This window comes from Uliginosibacterium sediminicola, assembly GCF_039631295.1.
GTDB classification, from domain to species: domain Bacteria; phylum Pseudomonadota; class Gammaproteobacteria; order Burkholderiales; family Rhodocyclaceae; genus Viridibacterium; species Viridibacterium sediminicola.
Genome location: NZ_JBDIVE010000008.1, coordinates 104,961 through 128,009, shown reverse-complemented (window position 1 = coordinate 128,009; position 23,049 = coordinate 104,961). Strand labels below are relative to the sequence as shown.

The following is a 23,049-nucleotide window of genomic DNA, read 5'->3' as shown; positions in this document are numbered from 1 at the left end:
GCATCATGACTGCGGAACGTCTGGAACACGACCTGCTCGGCGAACGCGCCGTGCCGGCCAGCGCCTATTACGGTGTGCACACCCTGCGCGCGATTGAAAACTTCCCGATCAGCGGCACACCGATCTCCATTTACCCGGAGCTGATCAAGGCGCTCGCCGCGATCAAGCAGGCTGCGGCGCAGACCAATCTGCAGCTGGGCCTGCTCGACGCAACCCGTGCCAGCGCGATCATCCAGGCTTGCCAGGAAGTCCGCGGCGGCGCGCTGCACGCGCATTTTGTCGTCGATGTGATCCAGGGCGGCGCCGGCACCTCGACCAATATGAACGCCAACGAGGTGATCGCCAACCGGGCGCTGGAGATCCTCGGCCATGCGCGCGGCGACTACGCCCAGCTGCATCCCAACGAGCACGTCAATATGAGCCAGAGCACCAATGACGTGTATCCCACCGCGCTCAAGCTGGCCGGCTATGTCGGCGTGCAGCAGCTGATCGCCGCCATGCAGGTGCTGCGCGATGCCTTTGGCGACAAGGCGCGCGAATTCGCCGATGTGCTCAAGATGGGCCGCACCCAGCTGCAGGACGCGGTGCCGATGACGCTCGGCCAGGAATTCTCGACCTATGAGGAGATGCTCAGCGAGGATATCGCCCGCCTGCGCGAAGCATCGCTGCTGATCTGTGAGATCAATCTCGGCGCCACCGCCATCGGCACCGGCATCAATGCACACCCGGAATACGCCGGCCTGGTCCGCCAGCATCTGGCCGGCATCACCGGCATTCCGGTGCTGACCGCGCCCAACCTGGTCGAAGCCACCCAGGACTGTGGCAGCTTCGTGCAGCTCTCCGGCGTGCTCAAGCGTGTCGCGGTCAAGCTCTCCAAGGTCTGCAACGACTTGCGCCTGCTCGCCTCCGGGCCGCGCGCCGGCCTCGGCGAGATCAATCTGCCACCGATGCAGGCTGGTTCTTCGATCATGCCCGGCAAGGTCAATCCGGTGATCCCGGAAGTCGTCAACCAGATCGCCTTCGAGGTGATCGGCAACGATGTCACCATCAGCTTCGCCGCCGAAGCCGGGCAACTGCAGCTCAATGCCTTCGAGCCGATCATCGCTCACAGCCTGTTCAAGAGCGTCGCCCACCTGCGCGCCGGCTGCCTGACCCTGGCCGAGCGCTGTGTGCGCGGCATCAGCGCCAATCGCGAGCAACTGCGGCGCAGCGTCGAGAACTCGATTGGCCTGGTCACCGCGCTGAATCCCTATATCGGCTACGCCAATGCCACCGAAATCGCGCAAGAAGCCTTGCTCAGCGGTGCCAGCGTCTATGAGCTGGTGCTGGCACGCGGGCTGCTCAGCCGCGCCCAGCTCGATGAAATCCTGCAGCCCGATGTGCTGACCCGGCCACGCGCACCCATCGGCTTGCGCTGAGCTGACCAGGGCAAACAGCCATCCGCACAGCAAAACAATGCTTGCGCGGATGGCTGTGAGCGAAGCGCTGACGCTGAAGGTTTTTACGCAAAAACATGAACCCTCACACGATCTGTTAAAAAATTACTTGATCCGCCGCATCCCGTCTTGTATACATGGCAAAAAATGAAAATCCGGCTCTCGCAGGTCAAGGATTTTCACGGGCCAGAGCGCTCGTCAAAAAGTTACCAAGGGCGGGCAGCGGTCTTGACTGAGTGCTGTACGCCCAGGCCAATCAAGCTTCAGGGAGAGTTACTGCATGCGTCGGACCGCAATCAATCACCTCGTCTTCTGCCTGCTGAGCACACTGGTTCTGGCCAGTTGCGGCGGCGGTGGCGGCAGCCCCAGCACGAGCACGGCTTTATCGGGCAACACATCTTCATCGGCAGGCAATGCAAGTAGCGCTGCCGCCAGCAGTAGCAACTCAAGCAGCTCGACCAGCAGTGCAACGCCGAGCAGCAGTTCCAGTTCCGCCGCCAGCAGTGCAGCCGCCAGCAGTGCGGTAGCCAGCAGTGCCGCAGCAAGCAGCGCCGCCAGCAGCAAGGCCACGAGCAGCACCAGCAGCGCGGCTGCGAGTAGCACGGCGGCGAGTAGCGCGGCATCCAGCGCCAGCAGCGTGACCGCCTTCTGCGGCTCGACCGGCCCCAGCAATGCCCCCGGCGCAGCTGACCCGCTCTACAGCGCCGCCTGGCACCTGGAAAATACCGGCGCAACTCAGGTCGTATCGGCCGACGACAATACCGGCGCACTGGCCGGCATTGATGCCAATGTCAAAGCCGCGCACAACGCTGGCAAAGGCTGCACCGGCAAGGGCGTCACGATTGCCGTGATCGACAGCGGTCTGGATGTGACCCACGAAGATCTGGCCGCCAATGTGGTCAGCACCACGACGACCAAGTCCTTCAATTTCACCAAGAGCAGTGACGACCCGACACCTGCTGCCAATGCCAAGTCGCTCGACCACGGCACCGGCGTCGCAGGGGTCGCTGCTGCAGTCGGCTGGAACGGCAAGGGCTCGCGCGGCACGGCACCTTATGCCTCTCTGGTCGGCTATTCCGGCGCCAACCAGAACAACCAGCAACTGCTCGCCTTTGGCGCCAAGAGCCTGGCCGCAACGGGTGATGCGACGACCACGCAGTTCGCCTCTCGCGCCGACGGCGTCGCCATCTTCAACTACAGCGCCGGCTATGACGCAGCCCTGCCGCTGGATATTCCCGCCACGGACGCCGACGCGGACCCGATCCATCAGGCTGTGCAATGGGGCGTCAAGAACGGTCGCGGCGGCAAGGGCAATATCTACCTGCAAGCCACCGGTAATGAGTACCAGACTGACGCCAATGCGCTGCTGAAGGATGGCACCACCAGGATTACGACCGACTGCTCCAGCGTCGCCGCCATCCAGGCGCTGTTCAACGCGCAGGACGGCGCACCGCTGATCAATGGCCTCCTGTCGGCGCCGGTCAGCTGCGGTGACAGCAACCAGACCTACATGAACAAGCCGTACATGTATCAGGTTGCCGCGATCTCCAACACCGGCCTCGCCTCGACCTATTCGAGCGCCTCGGCGGCCAACTGGATTACCGGTTTCGGCGGCGAATTCGGCACGGATCGCGCAGCCATCGTCACCACCGACAATCAGGGCTGCGGCGCCGGCGCTGACAATCCCGATTCGATCACCAATGCCCAGGGCACCACGGTGACGCGCCCGAGTGGTGGCTGGCGTGCCTTCTTCACCGCCCTGATCGATGCGATCTTCAACAGCGAATGGTTCCCCAAGCGGATTGCCGACCTGTTTGGCCGTTCGAGCAATGACACCAACTGCAACTACACCGGCACCATGAACGGCACTTCGGCCGCCACGCCCTCGGTCGCTGGCGTGGTCGCGCTGATGCTCGAACAGAATGCCAACCTGAGCTGGCAAGACGTCGGCTACATCCTTGCCAAGACCGCGCGCAAGGTGGATGCCAGCGCCGCTGCGGTGAGCTTCACCGGCAATGGCGCAGCAGGCAGCATCGACATCATGCCGGCCTGGCAGACCAATGCAGCGGGCTTTAACTTCCACAACCGCTATGGCTTTGGTCTGGTGGATGCGACGGCGGCCGTGACGCTGGCACAGAACTTCAGCACCCCGGCGGGCCGTCGTAGCGGCGACATCGACAGTTCGCGCATCAGTTCGACCACCGCTTCGCTCGACGCGGGTAGCAGCAGCAAGGCCAATACCGTCATCCAGACGCTGACGCCGAGCTTCTCCTCCGCCGTGCCGACCGGCACCATGCAGATCGATGTGACGCTCAACAACACCACGGGCTCGCCGCTCAATCTCGGCTCCGTGCAGATCGAGCTGCAGCACATCCCCGCAGGGGCCAGCAGCGGCGTCAATTCGGTGGTGTTGCCGGCCTTTGGCAACTTCCTCGCCGGCTCGCGTTACAACCCCTCGAACCTGGCGGTCGGCCCCAATCTGCTGCAAGTTGGCGGTCAGCAAAAGCTGCGCATCTTCACCAATGCCTTCTATGGTGAAGCGCTCAGCGGCACCTGGTCGGTCAAGGTCATGAGTGTGGGCACCGGCGTGAGCTTCAAGAGCAGCGCCGATGTTAAGGCCACACTCACGTCCTACAGCCTGTAAGGAGTGCTGGCAGAATGCTCGCTAAACGATGGATCTGGGGAGCACTGGTGGTGATTGTAATCGCGCTGCTTGTCGGGCTGATCGTCATGGCCAACAGCCACGCTGCCGATGAGGGCGCCGCACCAGCGGCGGCCCTCGCCGCCTCGGCCGCAAGCGGCGCGGGGCAGCCCTCAGCGGGCGGTGGTGGTAGCGGTGCGAATTCGCCGCAGGATGCCGAAGCCCAGCCTGCCCCGCCCAGCCTGCCGCCGGGTAATGGCAATACCCTGGCGAACATGAGCCGCGAATCACTGGCGCAAATACTGCAGCTCGATCAGATTCCGTCCGGCGAGAGCGCCGTGCAGATCGATGGGCGGCTGTGGCAAGTCATCGGCGCGAAAAAGCTCGGCAAGGCGGAGATCCCCGGCATCACGGATCTTGTCGCCTTGCGCGACCCGGAAAGCGGGCAACTGAGCTACCGCCAGGCCGGGCTGACCCTGGTCATGGCCACGCCCGGCAGCGCCGCCAGCTATGCCGCCGCACATCCGGAGCTGGCGACCGTGTTCGCCAACAGCAACTACATCCAGGTTGCCGTTGGCGTCGACAAGATCGGCGAGGTCCAGACGCGCTTGCGCCGGGATCAGCGCATCGCCAGCGCCAACCTCATCCCGGCCCCGACGCCACAGCGCTACAAATAAGTCTCCCGCTCAGTCGCGGAACCAGTCGACGAGAAAGTCCAGCATGCTGCGCAGGGTCGCCGACTGGTGCTGGCGCGAGCTGTAGATGCCGTGGATGCCCAAGGCCTGTGGTGTTTCCTGCGGCAGGATCGCCAGCAGCGCACCGCTGGCAATCAGCGGCGCCGCCGAATACACCGGCTGCATGGTGATGCCGGCGCCAGCCACGGCTGCCTGCAACAGCACCAGGGATTCATTGGCGCTGAGATTGCCGCTGACCGGCACGCTCAGCGCTTCGCCGTCGCGTTCGAAATTCCACAAGCTCTTGCCGAAGTAGGAATAGGTCAGGCAGTTGTGCAGGGCCAGATCCTCGGCGCGTTGTGGCGTGCCGTGCGCCTTGAGGTAGGACGGCGCTGCGCAGATCAGCGAGGGGCATGAGCCCAGCGGGCGGGCGATGAGATTGGGATCGAGCTGGTTGGTGATGCGGATCGCCAGATCGATGCGCTCTTCCACCAGATTGATCGCCTTGTTGCCGATCAGCAAATCGACCGCCGTGCGCGGGTAGCGCTGCAGATACGCCGCCACCGCCGAAGCCAGGCTGGCCTGCGCCAAGGACTGCGCACAGGCAATACGCAACATGCCGGCCGGTTCAGCCGCCGCCGCATCGGCCGCCGAAGGCATCTGCTCGGCCAGCGCCAGCATCTCGCGGCAGCGCGCCAGGGTGACCTCGCCGGCCGCTGTCAGCCCCAGGCGACGCGTCGTACGGTGCAGCAGGCGGGCGCCGGCCCAATCCTCCATCTCTGCCAGATAACGCGTCACCATGGCGCGCGACATATCCAGCGCCTCGGCCGCCGCCGCCAGGCTGCCGCGTTCGCTGATGTTCACAAAGACTTGTGCGGCGAGGATGCGGTCCATGATTCGTCCGATTGACGCAACTATTCATTGCACTATAGCGGCTTTTTCGTTCGATATGTGCAACCTAAGATTCAGCCATCGCAACGCACACACAAGGACGAACACCATGAAGCGCAGCTCGATTTCCCTCACCCTCGCCACCCTCGGCCTGCTGGCCGCCAGCTCAGCAGGCGCCGCCGGCCTGAGCCTGGAGGTCTACAACCCGGGCGACAAAGCAATCTTCCCGGTCAGCTCGACAATCATTGCCGGCGCACACGAGGTGATCCTTGTCGACGCGCAGTTCCAGCGCAACGACGCCGAAGCCCTGGTGCAGAAGATCAAGGCCAGCGGCAAGACGCTGAGCACGGTCTATATCAGCCACGGCGATCCGGACTTCTACTTCGGTCTCGACGTGATCCAGGCCGCCTTCCCCGCAGCCAAGATCCTCGCCACCGCGCCGACGGTCGAGCACATCAAGGCAACGATGGACGGCAAGCTCGCCTACTGGGGCCCGATCCTCAAGAACAACGCGCCGCAAAAGCTGGTGCTGCCCGAAGTGATCAAGGGCGACACGCTCAAGCTCGAAGGTCAGCGCATCAGCATCAAGGGCCTCAAGAGTGCGGCGCCGGAGCGCAGCTACCTGTGGATTCCCTCGCTGAAGACGGTTACCGGCGGCATCAATGTGTTCAGCGCTACCCACGTCTGGATCGCTGATACGCAAAGCCCGCAATCGCGTCAGAACTGGCAGGCCACGCTCAACAGCATCGCGGCACTGAAGCCGGTCGCCGTGGTGCCCGGCCACTACCTGGGCGCCGCGCCCAAGGGTCTGGCTGCGGTAAAGTTCACCAGCGGCTACATCCAGAAGTTCGAAGCCGAAGCGGCCAAGGCCAAGGATTCAGCCGAACTGATTGGCGCCATGAAGACCAGCTACCCCGATGTCGGCGAACCGGCCAGCCTCGAGATCTCGGCCAAGGTGATCAAGGGCGAGATGAAGTGGTAAGCGCAGGCAACTGAACCCACAAGCCGAATCCCAGACTCCCGGGCAAGCCGCGCCAGCTTTGGCCGGCTTGCCGCGAAAGGACACAGCATGACAAACCTGCACTACATTTTCGACCCGCTCTGCGGCTGGTGCTACGCCGTGGCGCCGCTGATCAAGGCCAGCCAGGCCCTGCCGGGCCTCAAAATCACGTTCCACAGCGGCGGCATGCTCACCGGCGCGCGCCGCCAGCACGTGACACCGCAATGGCGCGACTACGTCATGCCGCATGACCAGCGCATCGCCCAGCTCACCGGCCAGCCCTTCGGCGAGGCCTATTTCGAAGGCCTGCTGCGCGACAACACGGCGCTGATGGATTCGGCACCGCCGAGCACCGCCATCCTCGCCGCCGAAGAGCTTGCCGGACGCGGTCTGGAGATGGCGCATCGCCTGCAGCACGCACACTATGCCGAAGGTCGCCGCATCGCGGATCAAAGCGTGATCCTCGCGCTTGCTGCGGAGCTGGGGCTGGATGAGGCCAGCTTCAAGGCCGCCTTCGAGCGCCTGGAAGGTGCAGCCACCGATGCGCATTTCCGCGACAGCCGCCAGTGGCTGGCGCGCGCGGGCGGCCAGGGCTTCCCGACCATCGCGCTGGAACACGCCGACGGTCGCCTGGAGACGCTGGACATCGGCCGCTTCCTGGGTCAGCCGCAAGCCTGGACGGACTTCCTCAGCGCACGGGTACCGGCGCCGGCACAGGCGACGAGCCTGCCGCAATGCGGTGTCGACGGCTGCGCGATCTGAGTAGTCCGAGCGAACCAGCGCTCAGGCCGACAGTCCGCGTACGGCCCTGACCGCCGCCACCGCCGCCACCGGTTCGGGCAACTCGATCTCCAGCGGGCGGGCGGCCGACGCAGGCGGACTCAGGGCATTCTGCAGATAGGCCGCTACACTGCCGGCGTAGAAAGGATTGGCCGCCTGGGTGCTGAGCGCCGGATCGGCCATGGCTGGCCGCACCGCGCCCTGCGCGGCGGCGCTTTGTGTCGCAGCGGTCTGGCTCGGACTTGGCGCGGTGGAGTCAGTCGTCTCCGCCACGCTCAGCTCGGTCTGATCTGCCACCACACGGGCCTCGGCGGGCTCGGCATTGACAGTCGTCCGGGCTGCACTCGTCTGCGCTGGCGCTGTCATCGCGGTGCTTTGTACGCTGCTCGCACGCGTCGTGTCGGCAAGCGATGTGGCCGTCACTGCCGCGCTGCGCGCCACCGGGCCGCTACTGCTGTCGACCGCCAGGCTGCTGATGTCCGGGGTGATCAATTGCGTGCCTGCAGTGCTGGCCGTACTGCTGAGCAGATTCGCGAGCAGCTCGCCGCTGCTCAGCTCGCCACCGGCCAGCGCGCTGGCCGAGCTGCTGGCCTGCGCCTCAAAACGGGTGATGGGCGCCAGCAGACTGGCGGCGGCCTCGCCCAGCGTACGCAGGGTGCCAGCGGGATCGTCCGTCGCCGCCGCGTCCAGGCGCGTCGGGTCCAGCTGCAGGCTCAGCAGGACTTGTCCGCTCCCCTGCGCTGTCGACACCTCGACGCGGATGCCCATTGCCTGCAGGCTGGCCAGCGAGGCATCAGTCTTCGCCGTGCTCGCTGCGTTCAGACTCAAGGCGAAATTTTCAATCAAGTTGTCCGCAGCGCCATCGCCAGAAAGAAATGCGGCCTCGCCAAGCTTGCCCTGCAGCTGATTGAAGGCCGCGACAAAGCTTGTCGCAGCGCTCTGCACGCTGTCCGGCGTGGCCGTCCGTGCTTCGCCCTGCAGTGACTGAATGCTGCTGCCCAGGCTGGCGCTGGCCGACAGCACCTGGGCCAGCCCCGAGAGCTGCACGATGCTCGACGGCGTGGGAGTCAGCTGCACGCTGCTGCTGCCACTTGCACCGCTCAGCGCAGAGAATGCCACTGGCGTAAGGCCAGAGAGCCCTGCCAGCCCGCTCGGTGAAAGTGTGGAATTAGCGTTCATCAGCGTGTCTCTCGCAACTCAGGCAACAGGCTTGGAATTCTGCCTGTCAGAGCAACATCCACTCCCAGTGTAGGACATCCACCTGCCTGTGTTGCAGGCGTTTAGCCCCTCAGCCGGCTTGGCATCCATCCGGCTGCGACGTCGAGCCCCCGGCGAATGACCAGCAGGGGCGCAAAGCACGCCGTTTATCACCTTGCCGCCTCGCCGTCGCGCGAAAACCCCGAGCACTGCGACAATAATGTCCTCGACGCCACGTGCTTACGCGAAGAGCCCCATGCATAACAAGCCGCGCCAAAAATAGCTTGGACGATATACTGCGCATGACAGAGCCTTAAAAACCCTGCAGCAAGATGCCCCCTCGCCATCCAGCTACCGACCACACGTTTCAAAAACAATAAAATCGCCATGAAAAAAATCCTCCTCGCAGTCACGCTTGTCGCAGCACTCGGCGCAGCCGGCGCCTATTACTACTTCGGGCTGAACAAGCCGGCCGAGGAGATCAAGATCAGCTCGGCCGCCCAATATTCGGCGCTGGGCAATCCGATCGATGCGCCAACCCAGCAGGTGATTGATCCGCGCAAGGTACCGGCCAGCTTCCGTGGCTTCGTGATGACCACCTCGAACGGCATCACCATGTCGATCACCGTGGATAAATCCCTCGCCGCCAACGAGCTGGCCAATCTGCGCGTACGCGACCTGAGCCTGCCGGAGGACCAGAAGGCAGCCTACGACGCCGACCTGGCGCTACGCACCCTGGTGTTCGGTCGCAATGTGCTGGTCACCAACGTGCGCATCGCGCCCGATGGCGTGCTCGAAGGCGACGTGCAGGTGGGCACCGAACACGTCGGCGAATCCCTGGTCTCCGCCGGCCTCGCCACCGCCTCGCCGGCGCGCAAGGACCTGCATGCACTGCAGGCCCGCGCCAAGGCCGACAAAGTAGGCATGTGGGCGATGCCCCTGGGCGAGGCATCGATCATCGGCGAGCAGCTGCAGAGCGCAGCGGTGGCGCAATCCGCGCCCGCCAAATAAGAAACTCAAAGCTGAGCGTCGAGCCTGGGCAGCTTCAGCCACTCGGCAATGGCTTCAGCAGCCTTGTCGCTCAGACTTACCAGCTGATTGCACAGGCTGGCGCCGAAAGCCGAGCCAAAAGTGCTGGAGCGCGGCTTGGTCTGGAAGCTGCCCAGCAGCATCCGCCCGGCGTAGAGTTCGCCACGCAGGTCCGGCAAATTGGCGGATGATCCATTCGCTGTGCTGCGTGCATCGCCGAGCTTCAAGATCAGGGTCCGCACACCCGGCGCAGGCTGGTGATTTTTCTTAACGATCAGCGGCGGCGCTTGCATATAGACGTTCTTGTCCAGCTGGTTGAAGGCGCCCGCTATCTGGGCCGGCATGTAGTCCAGCCAGCGGCATTCGTCGCGCGCAGCATCGTTACGCACGCCGGCGGCAATCTCGGTAATCGAGGCTGCCACAAACAAGGGCTGATCCGGCAGAACGTCTTCGCAGTCCTGCGCACATTGCGGCACCTGAACCTCGCTCAGCCAGTCCCCGATCGATTCCACCAGAGCCGGCACCACCGCACGCAAGGCATCACATGCCTGACTCGGCGCCTTGACGCCCTCGCGCTCATCAACGGCATCGGTGCTGGCTATCATGTGACCACCCGCCAGCAGACCAACACGCAAACCGACATCCGCCTCGAACGCCAGCCCGCGCTGCGCGACATCCCGGCGGCGCAGCGCAAGGCTCAGCTGCAAGGCCTGATGCCCGCTGATCTGCGTGTAATTACCCTTGGCCACGGCCACACTGAGCGTTTTCACCAGCTGCGCGCTCCAATCGCAATCCTCGACCTGAACCCCGCCCAGACGCACCTGCGGCAACACGCCCACTTCAGGCAACACAGTCAGACGCGTAGCAGACGATATGCTGGGCAAGAGAAAAAGGGCCAGCGCAAACAGACGGAAGAAAGGCCTCACAAATGTCTCCTTATGTAATGTGCGAAAAGCATAAGGATTTTTGCATAGAACAGGTTGAGAATCAGACCACAGCATGAGCCAAGGCAAACAGCCACCCTGTGCCCGTGATGCTGCTCGCCCGCCTCGCCCTCGACCAGCACATTCGGCACATAACACCGCGCCGAAGCTTGTTCGCGGAATACCCCTCGCCAAGCTTAGCCCCTCTCCACCCGTTCGTGACGCGTGCCGCGCAGCGGCGTATCGAGGCAGAGCTCATCGATGACTCCGCTGAGCTCGTGTATCCGGGCAAAAAAAGAGGCCGCGACTGCGGCCTCTGGGATTACTTGCTGAGATCCAACATCAGCTGATTCATGCGCTTGATGAAAGTCGCCGGATCATCCAGGGTGCCGCCTTCTGCCAGCAGCGCCTGGTCGAACAACACTGCGGTCCAGTCGTCGAACTTGGCTTCCTCGCTCTTCAGACGCACCACGAAAGGATGCTCGGTGTTGATTTCGAGGATCGGTGCGCTGGTCGGTACGTTCTGGCCGGCGGCCTTTAGCATGCGGGCGAGGTTGGCGCCCATGTCGTGCTCGTCGACGACCAGGCAGGCCGGGCTGTCGGTGAGGCGGTTGGTGACGCGCACTTCCTTGACCTTGTCGCCGAGCGAAGCCTGGATCTTCTCGACCAGGGGCTTGAACTCTTCGGCCAGTTCGCTGACTTTCTTCTTCTCTTCCTCGTCTTCGAGCTTGCCCAGGTCGAGGCCGCCCTTGGCGACAGAGACGACTTCCTTGCCGTCGAATTCGGTGAGGTAGCTCACCGCCCATTCGTCGATGCGGTCGGCGAGCAGCAGCACTTCGATGCCTTTCTTGCGGAACACTTCGAGGTGCGGGCTGTTCTTGGCGGCGTTGAAGCTCTCGGCGGTGACGTAGTAGATCTTCTCCTGGCCTTCCTTCATGCGGCCGATGTAGTCCTTGAGCGAGACGGACTCTTCGGGCGAATCGAGGTGGGTCGAGGCAAAGCGCAGCAGGCCAGCGATCTTGTCCTTGTTGGCGTGATCTTCGCCGAGGCCTTCCTTGAGCACGCGGCCGAACTGGCCCCAGAACTCGGTGTAGTCTTCCTTGCGATTCTCGGCGAGGTCCTCGAGCAGACCCAGCACCTTCTTGGAACAACCACCGCGGATGGTGTCGACGTCCTTGCTCTCTTGCAGGATTTCACGCGAGACATTGAGCGGCAGATCAGCCGAATCGACGATGCCGCGCACGAAGCGCAGGTAGTGCGGCAGCAGCTTCTCGGCTTCGTCCATGATGAAGACGCGGCGCACGTAGAGCTTCAAGCCGTGTTGCGTGTTGCGGTCCCACAGGTCGAACGGTGCGCGCTTGGGGATGTAGAGCAGCTGCGTGTATTCGTGACGACCTTCGACGCGCGCATGGCTCCAGGCCAGCGGGTCTTCGTAGTCGTGCGAGATGTGCTTGTAGAAAGCCTTGTAGTCGTCGTCCGAGATGTCGTTCTTGGCACGCGTCCACAGCGCATTGGCCTGGTTGACGGTCTCTTCCTCGTCGCTGAGGATGTTCTCGGCCTTCTCCTGGTTCCACTCTTCCTTGCGCATGAGAATCGGCTGGATGATGTGGTCGGAATACTTGCGCAGGATGCTGCGCAGCTTCCAGCCGGAGAGCAGGTCGTCTTCGCCGTCGCGCAGGTGGAGGATGATGTCGGTGCCGCGGATCGCCTTGGTGTAGGGCTCGACCGTGTATTCGCCCGCTTCGTCACCAGCCATCGAGCATTCCCACTTCACGCCAGCATCGGCCGCCAGACCGGCACGGCGCGTCAGTACGGTGACCTTGTCGGCGACGATGAAGGCCGAGTAGAAGCCGACGCCGAACTGGCCGATCAGATTGGCATCCTGCTGCTTGTCGCCGGAGAGCTTGGAGAAGAATTCCTTGGTGCCGGACTTGGCGATGGTACCCAGATGCGCGATGGCGTCATCGCGGCTCATGCCGATGCCGTTGTCCGAGATGGTGATGGTGCGCGAGGCCTTGTCAAAGGCGACGCGGATCTTCAGCTCGCTGTCGGACTCGAACAGCTCGGCCTTGTCGAGCGCCTCAAAGCGCAGCTTGTCACAGGCATCCGAAGCGTTGGAAACGAGCTCGCGCAGGAAGATCTCGCGGTTGGAATACAGCGAGTGGATCATGAGGTGCAAGAGCTGCTTGACCTCGGCCTGGAAACCGCGTTTTTCGGCTTGTACGGTGTCGGACATGGGAATAACTCCTTCTGTTCGTGAAACTAAGGTTTGGGAGACCGACGTAATATGGGGCGCAATGAGCACGATTCAAGAGCCCCCATCGCAATCGACTGCATCGACGCCGCAGACGCCTGTCATGCCGGCGGCGCGCCGCTACAACAGCCTGGCACGCAGCTTCTTTGGTGCCTATGCGCTGATTGCCGTGCTCATCATCGGCAGCATCTGGGCGCTGGAAGCGCGCGACCGCCAGCGCGAGCTGGAACGCCAGCAAACCGAGCTGACCAGCCTGGCGCGGGCACTCGAAGAGCACGTCACACGCACCATCGGCCACGTCGATACCAGCCTGCAGTTTCTCGCCCGCCTGCTCGCCAACGACACCCACATCCGCCCTGAAGCGCTCGCCACGCTGAGCATCTATGCGCGTAACTGGCTGCAGGCTGCGCCCGAGGCTGGCGCACTGGCGATCAGCGATGTCAGCGGCGAACCGCTGCTGCTGGTGCAGCAGAACTGGCTGCGCATGGCGCTGAGCCCGCCTACAAGCGCTGCCGGAAAGATCGAGGACACGCTGACGATTGCAACGCCGGTCAAATGGCTCAAGCGTCAAGGCGAGGAATGGTTCATCCCGGTGACGCGGCCGATCCGTGGCCTGGGCGGGCAACACATCGGCGCGGTCAGCGGCTGGATCAGCAGCCGTTACTTCGACGAGTTCTACCATGACATCCAGTTCGCGCCAGGTGACAGCATCAGCCTGCTGGCCAGCGACGGCCGCAGCCTGCTGCGCTTTCCACCGCAGGACGGCAACAGCCGCCGCCTGCCAGCGCCGCCCGCCATGCTCGACACCGGTCCCAGCACAATGCAGGCCTTCAGCGGCGAACAGAACAACGATGGACAGCAGAGTGTGGTCGCCTGGCGACGCTTGCAGAACTACCCCTTGCTGGTCGGCATCGCACGGCCACGCAACGTCGCACTGCGCAACTACTTCGAGATGCGCACCCGTCTGGTGGTCGGCGGCGCCCTGCTGCTGGGCTTGCTGGCCCTGAGTACCTGGGTGATTTTTCGCGATGCGCGCCAGCGCGAGCGCGACCGCGCCGAGCTGGCCGACATCAACGCCTCGCTGGAAGAACGCGTGCGCCAGCGCACCGCCGAGCTAGAGCAATCGAATCGCGACCTGGTCGGCTTCAGCTACTCGGTGTCACACGATCTGCGCACGCCGCTGCGCGCCATCAACGGCTTTGCCCACGCCTTGCGCGAAGACTGCGCCGAGCAGCTTGACGAGACGGCCCACGACCACCTCTCGCGCATCACCCGCGCCAGCGTGCGCATGGGCGAGCTGATCGATGAACTGCTCAACCTCGCCAATGTGTCGCGCCGCCCGCTCAATATCAAACCGCTGCAGCTGAGCCAGATGGCGCAAGAGATCTTTGCCGAGCTGCAGATCACCGAGCCCGAGCGTCAGGCCGAGCTCAGCGTACAGCCCGGCCTGCATGCCGAGGGCGATGAAGCTCTGCTGCGCAATGCGCTCTACAACCTGCTGCACAATGCCTGGAAATTCACGCGCGGCCAGCCGATCACGCGGATCAGCATCCACGCCGAAGCGCTGGCCGAGGGCATGCAATACACGGTGAGTGACAACGGCCTGGGCTTTGACCTCGCGCACACCAAGCGCCTGTTCCAGCCCTTCCAGCAACTGCATGCGGATCAGGGCTTTGGCGGCATGGGCATCGGTCTGGCCTCGGTGCGCCGCATCATCGAACGGCATGGCGGGCAGATCCATGCCGAATCCAGCCCCGGCGAAGGCGCTCGCTTCATCTTCACCCTGCCGCAGCAGCTGGCCGTGGTGCGACGCCGGCGCGGCGCGGCATCGACTCAGACGTAGCGCACGCTGAGGATATCGATCTCGCGCGGGCCCGACGGCGTCATCAGCTTGACGGTATCGCCGACATGCGCCTTGAGCAGGGTGCGCGCCATCGGCGAGATCCAGCTGATGCGCCCCTCGGTGGCATTCGCTTCGTCGACGCCGACAATCTGGTATTCCGCTTCCTCGCCATCCTCATCGCAGACGCGCACCGTGGCGCCGAAAAAGACCTGGTCGACGTTCTGCTGATCAGCCGGATCAACCACCTCGGCCGACTCCAGGCGCTTGATCAGGAACCGGATGCGCCGATCGATCTCGCGCAGGCGACGCTTGCCGTAGATGTAGTCACCGTTCTCCGAGCGGTCACCGTTGCCGGCCGCCCAGGACACCACCTGCACCACCTCCGGCCGCTCCTTGCGCAGCAGCTGATCCAGCTCGCTCTTGAGCATCTGGAAACCGCGCCGCGTCATGTAGTTACGCGTCCCCGGCGGCAAGGCCGGCGTGGCGCCCGCCTCTTCCTCGTCGTCTTGATCACTCTCTTTGGTAAATGCCTTGCTCATGCCCACCTCTGTCAATCAGGCCGATTCTAGTGGAGCTGGGCGCCGGATGGGCATTCATCCGCCTGTGCACGCGAGCCAGACAGCGGACGGGACGTACGGCAATTGAGCAGCAAGCTCCAATCCGTCACGCAGCGTACAGGTTATCCCTAGTAACCCTTGCAACGACTAAGTTGAGACTATTGTGTTACCGGTAACAGCAATTTCTTTTAACGGAGATTGCGTAATGTTATCGGTATCACAAAAACATCAGGAGACACAAATCATGATTCACCGCATCAAAAACATGGCGCGTATGGCGCTGGTGGTTTCACTGATCGGCCTCAGTGCCGTGAGTGAAGCTGCAACCGGCGGCTTTTCCAGCGGCACCGGTTCAACCGCAACGGCAGTGACCGTCACCACACTGACCGAACTCAAGAACGCCTTCAACAACGGCAATCATCACATCATCGTCAGTGGCACGATCTACGGCGGCGCCACGCTCACCACGCTGACCTTCGCCTCCACCAGCTGGAACAACACCACCATCGAAGGCGCCAGCGGCGGCCAAGCGATTCTGGAAAACATCCAGCTGAAGTTCTCCGGCGAAACCCTGGCGACCGGCACCAATATCGAAAACATCGTCGTCAAGAACATCACCTTCCGCGGCCGCATCGCCGACCTGCAAGCCCTGCCCAAACAGGTCTATGGCACCTCGAACAATGTCGGCATCAACTACCTGGGTGTCTCGCTGCGCCGCGTCAGCAATGCCTGGATTGATCACTGCACCTTCTATGACATCAGCGATGATCTGATGAGCGTGTCGCTGTCCTCGGACAATGTCACCCTCTCCTACAACCACTTCTACTTCACGGCCGCCTGGCGCGACATGAATCCGGATCCGGTGTGGAACTGGGTCGGCACCGATAGCGATCTGGCCGGCGAACGCCTGGCCATGGTCATCGGCGCCAACAAGTCGGACTCCTACACCTATGGCGGCAACAAGCTTCGCGTGACCATGCATCACAACTGGTTCGGCCCCAACATGCGCGGCCGTCCGCTGATCCGTGGCTGGGTGCATGCCTACAACAACTACTTCGACAATACCGGCCAACCGAGCGGCACGATCACCGCCACCAATGGCACGGCTTACTCGAAGCAACAGTACAACGCCTTCCAGATCGGTAGCGGCAGTGTCATCTACTCCGAGTACAACTACTACTACCTGACCAACAACAGCAATCAGCTCGGCCTCGACTCCTCGGGTGACAGCTACAGCTTCTTCGAGAAGAGCGGCACCAACACCTACAACGGTGTTACCGGCACCAAGATCACCGGCGCAGCGTTCACCGGCTCGCCCGTCGGCGCTTATACCTACACGGCGGATACCACCAATATCCCGAGCATCGTGCAGGCCAACGCCGGTCCGAAATAAGCCAGCACCGTTTGCTCAGGCAATGAAACGGCCCTGCAGGCGTCAGCCTGCAGGGCCGTTTTCTTGGGCGAACAAATCCGCATGCAACAAAGACTTGAGGTTTGTCCTGATGAACTAATTCACGGCCAGCTGTCTACGCTGAACAGATAGCGAGCCGCCGCTCACTGATAGATTGCAGGCTGGGTGAACAAGCCATCGAACTGGTCGATACACAGATCCAGTTCATCAGCCCCTTCACCACGCTTGAGGGCATCGGCCAGCTCATCGCGAAAGCGCTGGGCTGCGTCGCCAAAGAGATACATGCCACGTGCGCGCCGCTTGTCGATGGCTTCAAGACCATCGACATCGGGATAGTCAACCACATAGAGAATCGGGTTGTTCAGTACGACCTGCATGGCAGCCCCCTTTATCGGAATCGGTCACCCGAAAAGATGACCTTGTTTTAAAAATCGGGTTAAACCTGCGGAACTTCAAGCCGTTAGTTGAAAAATAATGTTTCTCGGCGATGCAGCAAAGCAGCTGCATTACTCTTTTAACGGTCATGCTCAGACAAGCTGGAGGAAAAATGATGGACGGCATCATCGCGCAAGCGACAAGTCTTGAAACCCGCCTGTCATCGCTGCGCGACGAACATCGCCAGATCGATGACACCATCTCGCATCTGGGACAACAGGCAGCCCCTTACGACGACGAGCTGGTTCTTCATCGCCTCAAGAAGCGCCGCCTGATGGTACGCGACCGCATCACCCTGATCGAGCGCCTGCTCACGCCACCCAGCCTGGCCTGAGGGCGCGACCGAGCTGCGGCAAAACACCTTCCACCCGCTGCACCGCCCGCTGGACCGCCAGCAGCGACCGGTGCGCGGCCTCCGCTGTCTGTGCGCCGACCACGGTGCATAATGCAATCGGGCAGACTCATCCTCACTGAGTACTGCCCGATTGCCTTTCCAGACCCGCCGCGAGCATCACTTGGATATCCGACTTCCGCCCCGCCTGGCGCGCTTTGGCTTTCTGCAAAGCGTCCTGCCCGCCGTCAGTTTCAGCATCGCGCCCTCGACCCGCGAGATGTCGAGCTGGGTCGCCGGACTGCCTGCGGAACAGCCGCTGGTGGTGCTCGACAGTCTGGCCGAGCGCGCCAAGGCGGTCGCCCACAGCAGCGTCTCGCCGAGCCGCCGCTTCCGCCAGCTTGAACAGCTCGCCCAGCACGCCGAACCGCTGCTCAAGCGCCTCGAAGCGCAGCTGGACGCCTGCCGCCTGCCGCTGGATTCGGCCAGCAAGGCCGCCGCCAACACCGCCGACCGCCTGCTCAAAAGCCTGTCCGAAGCGCATCTGCACATTGTGCAGACGATCAAGCCGAGCAGCATCCAGCGTCGCCTGCACGGCAAGACCTTCGCCATGGCCATGCTGCGCGCCGCACAGCTGATCAATCGCCGTTCCGCCGTCGTGCATCGTGCGCACGCCGCCGGCTCACCGCGTCGCTGGAAGCTCTTGCGCAAGCTGCTGGAGATTGGCGAGCAATACGCCTTGCTCAACCAACCGGCAATCCCCGGCAGCAGCGACACCCTTGAACAGGCCATCGCCCGCGAATGCCTGATGAGCCTCTGTGATCCGGCCAGCCTGGAAAACAGCGAACTGGGCCGGATCCGCTTCTACATCGAGCGCTTCGGCCATCTGGCCAAGCTGCGCAAGGAAGTCTCCCTGTTCGAGGACACCAGCGCCGGCCTCTTCGTCTTCGGCAATGGCCCACGCGGGCCGAGCCAGCTGCGCGCCGATCAGGTTCTGGGCGATAAGGAGCGCGTGCTCGATTGCCGCGAGCTGCTGGCACGCGCACGCCATCACCTGGCCGGACTGCGCCAGGGTCTGCACGCCACCAAGCTGGGCTTGCCGATGGTCGCCAACGAAGCGTCCTACGCCTACATGCTGTCGCGCTGCGTCGAGCAATGGTCGGAGGCCAAGACCCGGCGCCACACACGCGAGGATTACCTGCCGCTGGCCGAGCTGGTCAGCGGCTTCGATGCAATCCGCCAGTTCCTCAGCAGCACCGCCTTCCGCCGCCGCGAGTCAGACCGCCTGCAAGGCGCTGGTGCGGGTCTGTCGGTGGCCAGCGAATGGCGCATTCTCGATCAGAGCCGCTCCGGCTTCGGCTTGCGCCAAGCCAGCGCACACACTCTGCCGGTGAGCATTGGCGAGGTGGTCGCGATGCGCCCGCTCGAACGCTCCCACGTGCACATCTGCGTGACGCGCCGGCTGCGCCATGAGGATGAGGGCTGCAATATCGGCCTCGAACGCCTCAGCGGCAGCGCTTTGCCGACCCTGATCGAAAAGACGCTCGCCGATGGCAGCACGCATTCGATTCCGGTGCTCCTGCTGCCGCGCAGCGTGTGTTTTGACGGCGGCCCGGCGATGCTGGCGCCACACGATGACGTAACGGTCGGCATGGTCTTGCGCGTGGCGCAGCGCGAGGGCGATCTGCGCTTCCGGCTGGAGGGCGTGAGTGAGCGCCTGGCCTCCTGCGAGCTGTGGCAGCTGACGCGGATCTAAACGGCCAGTCTTATTCTCGGTCAAAGCCCGCCGCGCGCACTGCGCCTAAGGTATGCGCGCTGGCGCTTTTTCACGCATACTGTTCAACCCCTGCCTAACACGGAGTGCTGCGCATGCATGTGGCTCAAGAGCTGGTTGCAAGTCTTGACAAGCTGGCCAGCCTGCCCAGCGTTTATTTCCGCATCCGCCGAACGCTGGACGATCCGGAGGCCTCCATCCAGCAACTGGCCGAGCAGATCGGCAGCGAGCCAGCGCTCAGTGCAAGCCTGCTGCGCCTGGCCAATTCGGCGTTCTACGGCTTTTCACGGCGCATCGAAACGGTCAGCCGGGCGATCAATCTGATCGGTCTGGAACAGGTCGGCGATCTGGTGCTGACCAGCGCCATCGCCACCAGCTTTGGCGGCATCCGCCCCAATCGCATGGACATGGCGCGCTTCTGGCGCAGCTCGGTACGCTGCGCCCTGCTCTGCCGCGGGATTGCCGAGCGGCATCACAAGAGCGACGGCGAACGGGTGTTCCTGCTCGGCCTGTTGGCCGACATGGGGCATCTGGTGATGTATCAGGCGATTCCGGATCTCATCGAGCTGTCCATGGACGGCACGCAAGCTTCGCTCAAGGCACGTGCCGAGCGCGAACGGCAGATCATCGGTTGCGACTTTGCCGAAGTCGGCGCGGCGCTGGCCTCTTCCTGGCAACTGCCGCTGAGCATCGGCGTGACCCTGGGCGCCCAGCTGCATCCGGAACAGGCCGGCGAGCATCTGCGCCTTGCCGCCATCCTCAACACGGCGCGCCAGATCGACGAGCACTGCGAAGCAGAGGCTGCGCTCGACGACATGGTGGGCCAGCTCGACCTCGATGTGCTGTCACTGGCCGACATCGAGCCGGGCGAACTACCGGTATTGATCAGTCACTGCGAGGCGCAATTGCAGGAAATGCTGCGCTCGCTGGGACTGCCCCTGCACTGAGAGACAAGAACAGAATCTTTCAAATCAAGATATTGACGGAGTGAGTACGTGAGCAAACAAGTCACCACCATCGCACCGCTGACCGAACAGGAAATAGCGGGCGAAGTATTGATCGAGAAGTATGCCAAGGGTGACGAGAAAACGGCGCTGGATGTGCGCCTGCGCGTGGCCCGCGCCCTGGCCAGCATCGAGTCCGAAGACAAGCGCGCACAGTGGGAAGAGCGCTTCCTGTCGGCGCAGGAACAAGGCTTCGTGCCCGCCGGCCGCATCAACTCGGCGGCCGGCACCAAGCTGTCGGCCACCCTCATCAACTGCTTCGTGCAGCCCGTTGGCGACTCGGTGACCGAGGAAGTCGATGCGCGCCCCGGCATCTACACGGCCCTGGCCCATGCGGCCGAGACCATGCGCCGTGGTGGTGGCGTGGGCTACGATTTCTCCAGCATCCGCCCCTCGGGCGCCCTGGTGCGTGGCACGCAGTCGCGCGCCAGCGGCCCGGTGAGCTATATGCGCGTTTTCGACCGCAGCTGCGAGACCGTCGAATCGGCCGGCGCCCGCCGTGGCGCGCAGATGGGCGTGTTGCGCTGCGACCACCCGGACATCGAAGCCTTCATCCACGCCAAGGACAAGGGCGATCTGTCCAATTTCAACATCTCGGTGGCAGTGACCGATGTGTTCATGAAGGCCGTTGAAGTCGATGGCGAAGTCGAACTGGCGCACCGCGCCGAACCGGCGGCCGACATCATGGCCGCCGGCGCCTGGCAACGTGACGACGGCTGGTGGGTGTACCGCAAGCTGCCGGCACGCGAGCTGTGGGAGCAAATCATGCGCTCGACCTACGACCACGCCGAGCCGGGCATCCTGTTCCTCGACCGTATGAACAAGGACAACAATCTCTACTACTGCGAGACGATTGAAGCCACCAATCCCTGCGCCGAGCAACCGTTGCCGCCCTACGGCTGCTGCTGCCTGGGCTCGATCAACCTGACCAACTTCGTGCGCGATCCGTTCAGTGCCAAGGCCCGCTTTGATGAAGCCGCCTTCGGCAAGGTTGTCGACACCTCGGTGCGCATGCTCGACAACGTGCTCGACACCACCCACTGGCCGCTGCCGCAGCAGCAGGCAGAGGCGGCCAGCAAGCGCCGTGTCGGCCTGGGTTTCACCGGTCTGGGCGATGCGCTGATCATGCTCGGTCTGCGTTACGACACGCCGGAGGCGCGCGCCAAGGCCAGCGAAATCAGCATCCTGATGCGCGACCGCGCCTACCTGGCCTCGGTCGAACTGGCCCGCGAGCGTGGCGCCTTCCCGCTGTTCAATGCCGACCTCTACCTCTCCGGCGGCAACTTTGCCTCGCGCCTGCCGGCCGAGATCAAGGAACAGATCCGCAAGCACGGCATCCGCAACTCGCACCTGCTGTCGATCGCGCCCACCGGCACCATCTCCCTGGCCTTTGCCGACAACGCCTCCAACGGCATCGAACCGCCCTTCTCCTGGACTTACCAGCGCAAGAAGCGCATGGCCGACGGCACCCACAAGCAGTACGCGGTTGAAGACTACGCCTGGCGCCTCTACAAGCACCTCGGCGGCAATGTCGAAGCGCTGCCGCCCTACTTCGTCACCGCGCTGGAAATCTCCGCCCAGGCGCACAAGGACATGGTCGCGGCCGTCGCGCCCTACGTCGACACCAGCATCTCGAAGACCGTCAATGTGCCGGAAGACTATCCGTACAGCGACTTCGAAGACCTCTACATGTCGGCCTGGAAGGCCGGCCTCAAGGGTCTGGCCACCTATCGCCCGAACAGCGTGCTCGGCTCGGTGCTGTCGGTCGAATCAACCCAGGCCAAGGAAGAGAAGCGCGCGCCGCACGATGTGGTGGTCAATGACGCCAACCGCCGCCTGACGATTCCCTCGCTGCCCGCGCCGGTGCTCTCCAGCCTGCGCTGGCCGGGCCGCCCCGACATGCCGGACGGCAACAGCTCGTGGACCTACATGCTGAGCAGCCCGCAAGGCTCCTTCGCCATCTTCGTCGGCCATGCCGATGCCAGCGAAGACGAACGCACGCGCGGCGCCTTCCCCTTCGAAGTGTGGGTCAATGGTGCTGACCAGCCGCGCGGCCTCGGCGCCGTCGCCAAGACCTTGTCGATGGACATGCGCGCCAATGACCGCGCCTGGCTCAAGCTCAAGCTCGACGCACTGGCCTTCACGGTCGGCGAATCCGGTTTCGAGCTGCCTTTCCCGCCGCATGGCGAGCATCGCCGCGTGCCCGGCGTGGTCTCCGCCTTTGCCCAAGTCGTGCGCTACCGCTGCGAAAAGCTCGGCGCCTTCGAGAGCCAGGGCGACACCCCGCTGCAAGACGCGGTGTTCAGCGTGCAGGAACCGAAAACCGGTACCGATGGCACCCTGTCGTGGACGGTGGACATCAATAACCCGGCCACCGGCGAAGAGTTCGTGCTGGGCCTCAAGGAAATCAGCCTGCCCGACGGCGTCACCCGCCCGTACTCGATGTGGCTGTCGGGCAACTACCCGCGCGCCCTCGATGGCCTGGCGCGCCTGCTGTCGCTCGACATGCGCGTCGTCGATCCGGGCTGGATCGGCATGAAGCTGCGCAAGCTGCTCAACTACCCCGAGCCGCTGGGCGACTTCATGGCCTTCGTGCCCGGCACCCGCCGTCAGCAGAACTGGCCGAGCACGGTGGCCTATCTGGCGCGCCTGATCATCCACCGCTACGCCATGCTCGGCGTGCTGGATGAAGAAGGCTACCCGATCCGCGAAAGCGGTCTGCTCGAAGCCCCGCGTGAACGTGGCGACAGCCAGCTGATGCAGGGCGGGCTGTGCAACGAATGCGGCAATCTGTCGGTGATCCGCAAGGATGGCTGCGACTTCTGCACCGCCTGCGGCGCCGTGGGTACCTGCGGCTAAGTTCAGCCCT

19 protein-coding genes are annotated in these 23,049 nt (G+C 63.5%); 12 read left to right on the top strand and 7 right to left on the bottom strand.

All coding sequences use genetic code 11. The features are described 5' to 3' along the window. Nucleotides 1–5 precede the first annotated feature (5 nt). A complete protein-coding gene (aspA, locus tag ABDB84_RS14555) occupies nucleotides 6–1,418 on the top strand; it encodes an aspartate ammonia-lyase (RefSeq protein WP_345920475.1) in 1,413 nt (470 codons plus the stop codon). Between the two features lie 318 nt (nucleotides 1,419–1,736). Here aspA and ABDB84_RS14550 read toward each other — a convergent pair whose 3' ends face one another. Further along, entirely contained in the window at nucleotides 1,737–2,108 is a 372-nt protein-coding gene (locus tag ABDB84_RS14550; protein ID WP_345920474.1) for a hypothetical protein, read from the bottom strand. Here ABDB84_RS14550 and ABDB84_RS14545 point away from each other — a divergent pair. Together ABDB84_RS14545 and ABDB84_RS14540 are read left to right on the top strand one after the other, a co-directional pair. After that, nucleotides 2,074–4,080 carry a S8 family serine peptidase gene (locus ABDB84_RS14545; RefSeq protein WP_345920473.1) on the top strand — a complete coding sequence of 669 codons (2,007 nt, stop codon included), beginning with the start codon at nucleotides 2,074–2,076 and terminating at the stop codon, nucleotides 4,078–4,080. The genes ABDB84_RS14550 and ABDB84_RS14545 overlap by 35 nt on opposite strands. Before the next feature lie 14 nt (nucleotides 4,081–4,094). Then, a complete protein-coding gene (locus ABDB84_RS14540) occupies nucleotides 4,095–4,754 on the top strand; it encodes a DEAD/DEAH box helicase family protein (RefSeq protein WP_345920472.1) in 660 nt (219 codons plus the stop codon). Nucleotides 4,755–4,763: 9 nt separating this feature from the next. Here the strand turns inward: ABDB84_RS14540 and ABDB84_RS14535 are convergent, their stop codons facing one another. Next, nucleotides 4,764–5,645, bottom strand: coding sequence for a LysR family transcriptional regulator (locus tag ABDB84_RS14535; RefSeq protein WP_345920471.1), 882 nt, complete (start codon nucleotides 5,643–5,645; stop codon nucleotides 4,764–4,766). Between the two features lie 106 nt (nucleotides 5,646–5,751). Here ABDB84_RS14535 and ABDB84_RS14530 point away from each other — a divergent pair, with 106 nt between their 5' ends. Beyond that, nucleotides 5,752–6,624 (top strand): MBL fold metallo-hydrolase, encoded by an 873-nt coding sequence (locus tag ABDB84_RS14530; protein WP_345920470.1) that lies wholly within the window; start codon nucleotides 5,752–5,754, stop codon nucleotides 6,622–6,624. An 87-nt stretch (nucleotides 6,625–6,711) separates the two neighbouring features. After that, nucleotides 6,712–7,404: a DsbA family protein gene (locus ABDB84_RS14525; protein ID WP_345920469.1), complete on the top strand. Its 693-nt coding sequence runs from the start codon at nucleotides 6,712–6,714 to the stop codon at nucleotides 7,402–7,404. A 21-nt stretch (nucleotides 7,405–7,425) separates the two neighbouring features. Here the strand turns inward: ABDB84_RS14525 and ABDB84_RS14520 are convergent, their stop codons facing one another. After that, entirely contained in the window at nucleotides 7,426–8,499 is a 1,074-nt protein-coding gene (locus ABDB84_RS14520; protein ID WP_345920468.1) for a hypothetical protein, read from the bottom strand. A gap of 507 nt (nucleotides 8,500–9,006) precedes the next feature. On the opposite strand from ABDB84_RS14520, the gene ABDB84_RS14515 reads away from it, so the two are divergent. Beyond that, nucleotides 9,007–9,630 (top strand): thermonuclease family protein, encoded by a 624-nt coding sequence (locus tag ABDB84_RS14515; protein ID WP_345920467.1) that lies wholly within the window; start codon nucleotides 9,007–9,009, stop codon nucleotides 9,628–9,630. A 5-nt stretch (nucleotides 9,631–9,635) separates the two neighbouring features. On the opposite strand, the gene ABDB84_RS14510 is transcribed toward ABDB84_RS14515, so the two are convergent. After that, a complete protein-coding gene (locus tag ABDB84_RS14510) occupies nucleotides 9,636–10,574 on the bottom strand; it encodes a hypothetical protein (RefSeq protein ID WP_345920466.1) in 939 nt (312 codons plus the stop codon). Between the two features lie 319 nt (nucleotides 10,575–10,893). Further along, nucleotides 10,894–12,807, bottom strand: a complete 1,914-nt coding sequence (htpG, locus tag ABDB84_RS14505; protein ID WP_345920465.1) for a molecular chaperone HtpG — start codon at nucleotides 12,805–12,807, stop codon at nucleotides 10,894–10,896. A 61-nt stretch (nucleotides 12,808–12,868) separates the two neighbouring features. Between htpG and ABDB84_RS14500 the strand changes: the two genes are divergently transcribed. Continuing rightward, complete coding sequence (locus tag ABDB84_RS14500; protein WP_345920464.1) at nucleotides 12,869–14,668, top strand: sensor histidine kinase; 1,800 nt, start codon at nucleotides 12,869–12,871, stop codon at nucleotides 14,666–14,668. On the opposite strand, the gene greB is transcribed toward ABDB84_RS14500, so the two are convergent. Continuing rightward, nucleotides 14,659–15,207, bottom strand: a complete 549-nt coding sequence (greB, locus tag ABDB84_RS14495) for a transcription elongation factor GreB (protein ID WP_345920463.1) — start codon at nucleotides 15,205–15,207, stop codon at nucleotides 14,659–14,661. The genes ABDB84_RS14500 and greB overlap by 10 nt on opposite strands. 262 nt (nucleotides 15,208–15,469) lie before the next feature. Here greB and ABDB84_RS14490 point away from each other — a divergent pair, with 262 nt between their 5' ends. Continuing rightward, nucleotides 15,470–16,618 (top strand): pectate lyase family protein, encoded by a 1,149-nt coding sequence (locus ABDB84_RS14490; protein WP_345920462.1) that lies wholly within the window; start codon nucleotides 15,470–15,472, stop codon nucleotides 16,616–16,618. A gap of 161 nt (nucleotides 16,619–16,779) precedes the next feature. Here ABDB84_RS14490 and ABDB84_RS14485 read toward each other — a convergent pair whose 3' ends face one another. Further along, nucleotides 16,780–17,013, bottom strand: coding sequence for a DUF3567 family protein (locus ABDB84_RS14485; protein WP_345920461.1), 234 nt, complete (start codon nucleotides 17,011–17,013; stop codon nucleotides 16,780–16,782). Nucleotides 17,014–17,183: 170 nt separating this feature from the next. Between ABDB84_RS14485 and ABDB84_RS14480 the strand changes: the two genes are divergently transcribed. From ABDB84_RS14480 to ABDB84_RS14465, 4 genes are all read left to right on the top strand, one after another. After that, a complete protein-coding gene (locus ABDB84_RS14480; RefSeq protein ID WP_345920460.1) occupies nucleotides 17,184–17,405 on the top strand; it encodes a YdcH family protein in 222 nt (73 codons plus the stop codon). 181 nt (nucleotides 17,406–17,586) lie between these two features. Then, the gene (locus ABDB84_RS14475) at nucleotides 17,587–19,158 is read left to right on the top strand and encodes a hypothetical protein (RefSeq protein ID WP_345920459.1); all 1,572 of its coding nucleotides are present in this window, start codon (nucleotides 17,587–17,589) and stop codon (nucleotides 19,156–19,158) included. A gap of 113 nt (nucleotides 19,159–19,271) precedes the next feature. Continuing rightward, entirely contained in the window at nucleotides 19,272–20,123 is an 852-nt protein-coding gene (locus tag ABDB84_RS14470; protein ID WP_345920458.1) for an HDOD domain-containing protein, read from the top strand. 48 nt (nucleotides 20,124–20,171) lie between these two features. Continuing rightward, the gene (locus ABDB84_RS14465; protein WP_345920457.1) at nucleotides 20,172–23,039 is read left to right on the top strand and encodes an adenosylcobalamin-dependent ribonucleoside-diphosphate reductase; all 2,868 of its coding nucleotides are present in this window, start codon (nucleotides 20,172–20,174) and stop codon (nucleotides 23,037–23,039) included. Nucleotides 23,040–23,049 lie beyond the last annotated feature (10 nt).